This is a genomic window from Streptomyces sp. NPDC044061 (assembly GCF_056434305.1).
In genome coordinates this window covers 139692-144868 of sequence record NZ_JBWKFL010000024.1, presented here as the reverse complement: position 1 = coordinate 144868, position 5177 = coordinate 139692, and the positions used below count along the sequence as shown (strand labels likewise).

At 71.3% G+C, this 5177-nt stretch carries 6 protein-coding genes; all 6 read left to right on the top strand.

The features are described from left to right. Positions 1-123: 123 nt before the first annotated feature. The 6 genes from AC07CM_RS33190 (at position 124) to nusB (ending at position 4977) form a co-directional block, all read left to right on the top strand. Positions 124-606 (top strand): shikimate kinase, encoded by a 483-nt coding sequence (locus AC07CM_RS33190; RefSeq protein ID WP_478880178.1) that lies wholly within the window; start codon positions 124-126, stop codon positions 604-606. After that, positions 603-1694: a 3-dehydroquinate synthase gene (gene aroB, locus AC07CM_RS33185; RefSeq protein WP_478880172.1), complete on the top strand. Its 1092-nt coding sequence runs from the start codon at positions 603-605 to the stop codon at positions 1692-1694. Before AC07CM_RS33190 ends, aroB begins: the two co-directional genes overlap by 4 nt. 164 nt (positions 1695-1858) lie before the next feature. Further along, positions 1859-2743: a Pro-rich N-terminal domain-containing protein gene (locus AC07CM_RS33180; protein ID WP_478880171.1), complete on the top strand. Its 885-nt coding sequence runs from the start codon at positions 1859-1861 to the stop codon at positions 2741-2743. Between the two features lie 70 nt (positions 2744-2813). Next, complete coding sequence (locus tag AC07CM_RS33175) at positions 2814-3920, top strand: aminopeptidase P family protein (protein WP_478880170.1); 1107 nt, start codon at positions 2814-2816, stop codon at positions 3918-3920. Positions 3921-3976: 56 nt separating this feature from the next. Continuing rightward, positions 3977-4543: an elongation factor P gene (gene efp / locus AC07CM_RS33170; RefSeq protein ID WP_478880169.1), complete on the top strand. Its 567-nt coding sequence runs from the start codon at positions 3977-3979 to the stop codon at positions 4541-4543. 2 nt (positions 4544-4545) lie between these two features. Beyond that, positions 4546-4977 (top strand): transcription antitermination factor NusB, encoded by a 432-nt coding sequence (nusB, locus tag AC07CM_RS33165; RefSeq protein ID WP_478880168.1) that lies wholly within the window; start codon positions 4546-4548, stop codon positions 4975-4977. The last annotated feature ends 200 nt before the right edge of the window (positions 4978-5177 follow it).

Sequence of the window (5177 nt, the reverse complement as noted above, 5' to 3'; positions counted from 1 at the left end):
GGACGCCGTCGCGGAGAAGTTCGGCGGCGACTCCGTGCCGGAGACCCGCCGCAACGTGCAGTCGTACCTCGACAACCTCGCCATCCGGTGAGCGCCGTGCCTGCGGTCGTACTCGTCGGCCCGATGGGCGTGGGCAAGTCCACGGTCGGGCGGCTCATGGCCGAGCGGCTGGGGCTCGGCTACCGGGACACCGACGACGACATCGTCGCCGCCGAGGGCCGCACCATCGCCGAGATCTTCGTGGACGAGGGCGAGGCCGCCTTCCGCGCGATCGAGAAGAGCGCGGTGCGCAGCGCGCTCGCCGGGCACGACGGCGTCCTCGCGCTCGGCGGCGGCGCCGTCCTGGACGCGGACACCCGGGCGCTGCTCGCCGGGCAGCGGGTGGTCTACCTGTCCATGGACGTCGAGGAGGCCGTCAAGCGCACCGGCCTGAACGTGGCCCGCCCGCTGCTCGCCGTCAACCCGCGCAAGCAGTGGCGCGAGCTGATGGAGGCCCGCCGCCACCTGTACGAGGAGGTCGCCACCGCCGTCGTGCCGACCGACGGCCGCACCCCCGAAGAGGTCACCCGAGCAGCGCTGGACGCACTGGAGTTGAAGGAAGCATGAGCGAGGCAGTCACCCGGATCCAGGTCGCCGGCACCGAGGGCACCGACCCCTACGAGGTGCTGGTCGGCCGGCAACTCCTGGGCGAACTGGCGGGGCTGATCGGGCCGCGCGCCAAGCGGGTCGCGGTGATCCACCCGGAGGCCCTGGCCGAGACCGGTGACGCGCTGCGCGCCGACCTGGCCGGGCAGGGGTACGAGGCCGTCGCCATCCAGGTGCCCAACGCCGAGGAGGCCAAGACCGCCGAGGTGGCCGCCTACTGCTGGAGGGCGCTGGGCCAGTCCGGTTTCACCCGCACCGACGTCGTCGTCGGCGTCGGCGGCGGCGCGACCACGGACCTCGCCGGGTTCGTGGCCGCCACCTGGCTCCGCGGGGTGCGCTGGATCGCGATCCCGACCACCGTGCTGGCCATGGTGGACGCGGCGGTCGGTGGCAAGACCGGCATCAACACCGCCGAGGGCAAGAACCTGGTGGGCGCCTTCCACCCGCCGGCCGGCGTCCTGTGCGACCTCGCGGCGCTGGACTCGCTCCCGGTCAACGACTACGTCTCCGGCCTCGCGGAGATCATCAAGGCCGGCTTCATCTCCGACCCGGTGATCCTGGACCTGATCGAGGCCGACCCCGAGGCCGCCCGCACCCCGACGGGCCCGCACACGGCCGAGCTGATCGAGCGTTCGATCCGGGTGAAGGCCGACGTCGTGTCCTCGGACCTGAAGGAGTCGGGCCTGCGGGAGATCCTGAACTACGGTCACACGCTCGCCCACGCCATCGAGAAGAACGAGCGCTACAAGTGGCGGCACGGCGCGGCGGTCGCGGTCGGTATGCACTTCGCCGCCGAACTGGGCCGTCTGGCGGGCCGGTTGGACGACGCTACGGCGGACCGACACCGCACCGTCCTGGAGTCCGTCGGGCTGCCGCTGCACTACCGCTACGACCAGTGGCCCAAGCTGCTGGAGACGATGAAGGTGGACAAGAAGTCCCGTGGCGACCTGCTGCGCTTCATCGTGCTCGACGGGCTCGCCAAGCCGACCGTCCTGGAGGGCCCGGACCCGGCCGTCCTGCTCGCCGCCTACGGAGAAGTGGGCCAGTAAGTACCCCGCTGTTCCTTCCGCCCGATTCCCTTGGCGGACCGGGCACTTCGGACCGCCCCCGGTCGTTGCACCAAACGACGGCCGGGGCGGTACCGTTCGGTAAGGAGCGGGCTCCGCACCCGCCTGCCAGCGCCAGAAGTGTGTACGAGACGGAGTGGCAACGGATGCAGCACGCAGTGGGGTCTCCGCTGCCGCCGCCCCACCAGCCGGGGCAGGGACCGCACGCCGGCTGGGCGTCGGCCGCACACCATCCGGGAGCGCAGCAGGGTCCCGCACCCGTGCCCCCGCCGCCACCGGGCTACCCGGGAGCCGGAGCGAGCTCCGCACCTCCCTCCGCCCCCGCGCCGCCGGCACCCCAGCAGCCCCTGGTCCCGCCGCACGTCCCCGCCCCGCCGCCGCCCGACGCCACCGGTCACGTACCACTGCCGCCGGGCGGCCCGGTCGGCGTGCCGACCGCGCCATCGGCCGCGGCCACCGTCCCGGACCCGACGGACACCACCCTCGCGGTGCTGCTGATCGGCCCAGCGGGCGCGGGAAAGACCAGCGTGGCCAAATTCTGGGCGGACCACCGCCGGGTGCCCACCGCCCACGTCAGCCTGGACGACGTCCGCGAGTGGGTCCGCTCGGGTTACGCGAACCCGCAGTCGGGGTGGAACGACAACTCCGAGGCCCAGTACCGGCTGGCCCGCCGCACCTGCGGTTTCGCCGCCCGGAACTTCCTGGCCAACGGCATCTCCTGCATCCTGGACGACGCCGTCTTCCCGGACCGTCCCGTCGTGGGCCTCGGCGGCTGGAAGCGCCACGTCGGCCCCGGCCTGCTCCCCGTCGTCCTCCTCCCGGGCCTCGACATCGTCCTCGAGCGCAACGCCGAGCGCACCGGCAACCGCCGGCTCACCGACGAGGAGGTCGCCCGCATCCACGGCCGCATGGCCGGCTGGTACGGCTCGGGCCTGCCGATCATCGACAACTCCCAGCTGGACGTGCCGGGCACGGCCCGCGTCCTGGACGAGGTACTGGCCAGGGCGATAGCGAGCCCGCCGAGCTGGTGACCACCCCCACGAAACCCCACTCGGCCCCTCTCAATCGGCACAATCGGCACAAAACTCCTACGCTCATCTCATGTCAGAGGTGTACGCGAACCGCCGATCCCGGCTGAGGGAACACTTCAACGCGGCCGGTACTGCGGCAGCGCTCGTCACCCGTCCCGCCAACGTGCGCTACCTCGCGGCCGCGGCCCCGCAGGGCTCCGTCCTGCTCCTCGGCAGAGGCGAGGACCTCCTGGTGTGCACGAGCCCGCCGGAAGACCGCCCCTACGAAGGGCGGCCGGACGAGAACCTGCGGCTGCACGTCCTGTCCTCACCAGGAGGCGACCCGGCGGTCGCGGCGGCCGGTCTCTCCGCGGCCCAGGACGCCGACTCCCTCGCCGTCGAGGAACACCACCTCACGGTCAGCCGCCACCGGGCCCTGGCCTCCGTCGCCCCCGGGCTGCGCCTGGCCAACCTCGGCGGAGCCGTGGAGCAGCTCAGGGTCGTCAAGGACGAGGAGGAGATCTCCTGCCTCCGCATCGGTGCCGAGATCGCCGACCAGGCCCTCGGCGAGCTGCTGGAGTCGATCCTGGTCGGCCGCACCGAGCGGCACCTCGCGCTGGAGCTGGAGCGGGGGCTGGTCGACCATGGCGCCGACGGGCCCGCCTTCCCGACCTCCGTGGCCACCGGACCGAACTCCGGCCGCCCCGGCCACCGGCCCACCGACCGGCGGGTTGAGGAGGGCGACTTCCTCTCCGTCTGCCTGGGCGCCACCTACCGCGGCTACCGCTGCGAGATCGGCCGTACCTTCGTCATCGGCACCTCGCCCGCGGACTGGCAGATCGAGCTGTACGACCTCGTCTTCGCCGCGCAGCGCGCCGGGCGCGAGTCCCTGACGCCCGGCGCCGCCTACCGTGACGTCGACCGCGCGGCACGTCAGGCACTGGACTCCGCGGGCTATGCGGAAGCCCTGCCACCGCTGACCGGACACGGCGTCGGACTCGAAATCGACGAGGACCCGCAGTTGGCCCCCGCCGCCATGGGTAAACTGGACGCTTGCGTGCCGGTCACCGTCGAACCGGGGGTCCACCTCCCGGGCCGGGGCGGTGTCCGGATCGATGACACGCTCGTCGTACGCCCCGAGGCGGACGGCGGACCCGAGCTACTCACCATCACGACCAAGGAGCTGCTCGCGCTCTAGCCTCGCGCTGTGCGCATGCCCCAGGGTCGTACGTCAGTCCAGGAGATTCCGCAACCGTGGCTTCCACGAACGACCTCAAGAACGGCATGGTGCTCAAGCTCGAAGGCGGCCAGCTCTGGTCCGTCGTCGAGTTCCAGCACGTCAAGCCCGGCAAGGGCCCGGCATTCGTGCGCACCAAGCTCAAGAACGTGCTCTCCGGCAAGGTCGTCGACAAGACCTTCAACGCCGGTGTCAAGGTCGAGACGGCCACTGTCGACAAGCGCGACATGCAGTTCTCGTACATGGACGGCGACTACTTCGTCTTCATGGACATGGAGACCTACGACCAGCTGATGGTCGACCGCAAGGCCGTCGGCGACGCCGCCAACTTCCTCATCGAGGGCTTCACCGCCACCGTCGCCCGGCACGAGGGTGAGGTGCTCTTCGTCGAGCTGCCGGCCGCCGTCGAGCTGGTCGTCCAGGAGACCGAGCCGGGCGTCCAGGGCGACCGCTCCACCGGTGGCACCAAGCCCGCCACCCTGGAGACCGGCCACCAGATCCAGGTCCCGCTCTTCATCACCACCGGTGAGAAGATCAAGGTCGACACCCGCACGAGCGACTACCTCGGCCGGGTGAACAGCTAACCGTGGCCGCCCGCAACACGGCCCGCAAGCGCGCCTTCCAGATCCTCTTCGAGGGCGACCAGCGCGGCGCCGACGTCCTGACGGTCCTCGCGGACTGGATCCGGCTCTCCCGGGCCGACACCAGGCAGCCGCCGGTGAGCGAGTACACGATGCAGCTGGTCGAGGGCTACGCGGAGCACGCGAAGCGCATCGACGAGCTGATCGCCCAGTACGCGGTCGGCTGGACGCTGGACCGGATGCCGGTCGTCGACCGCAACATCCTGCGCCTGGGCGCCTACGAGCTGATCTGGGTGGACGAGACCCCGGACGCCGTCGTCCTGGACGAGATGGTGCAGCTGGCGAAGGAGTTCTCGACCGACGAGTCGCCCTCCTTCGTCAACGGTCTGCTGGGCCGTCTGAAGGAGCTCAAGCCGACGCTGCGCCGCGAGGCGTAGGCGCGCCGGTACGACAAGACGCCGGAGGGCCCACAGCACGCCTGCTGTGGGCCCTCCGGCGTATCCGTACGTCCACGCCCTGAAAGGCCTGCAGAAAGCCGCCGGGGGGGGGGGGAGAGAGACGAGGCCCGGGATCCAGTAACCACATAATTTTGTTGGCGTGGCGGGCTTCCCGTGTTTTTTTTGGTGGTCTACCCTCT

Excerpts from the sequence above, each read along its gene's own strand:
- AC07CM_RS33180 (WP_478880171.1), top strand. The coding sequence starts at position 1,859 with ATGCAGCACGCAGTGGGGTCTCCGCTGCCGCCGCCCCACCAGCCGGGG.
- aroB (WP_478880172.1), top strand. The coding sequence starts at position 603 with ATGAGCGAGGCAGTCACCCGGATCCAGGTCGCCGGCACCGAGGGCACC.
- AC07CM_RS33190 (WP_478880178.1), top strand. The coding sequence starts at position 124 with ATGGGCGTGGGCAAGTCCACGGTCGGGCGGCTCATGGCCGAGCGGCTG.
- AC07CM_RS33175 (WP_478880170.1), top strand. The coding sequence starts at position 2,814 with ATGTCAGAGGTGTACGCGAACCGCCGATCCCGGCTGAGGGAACACTTC.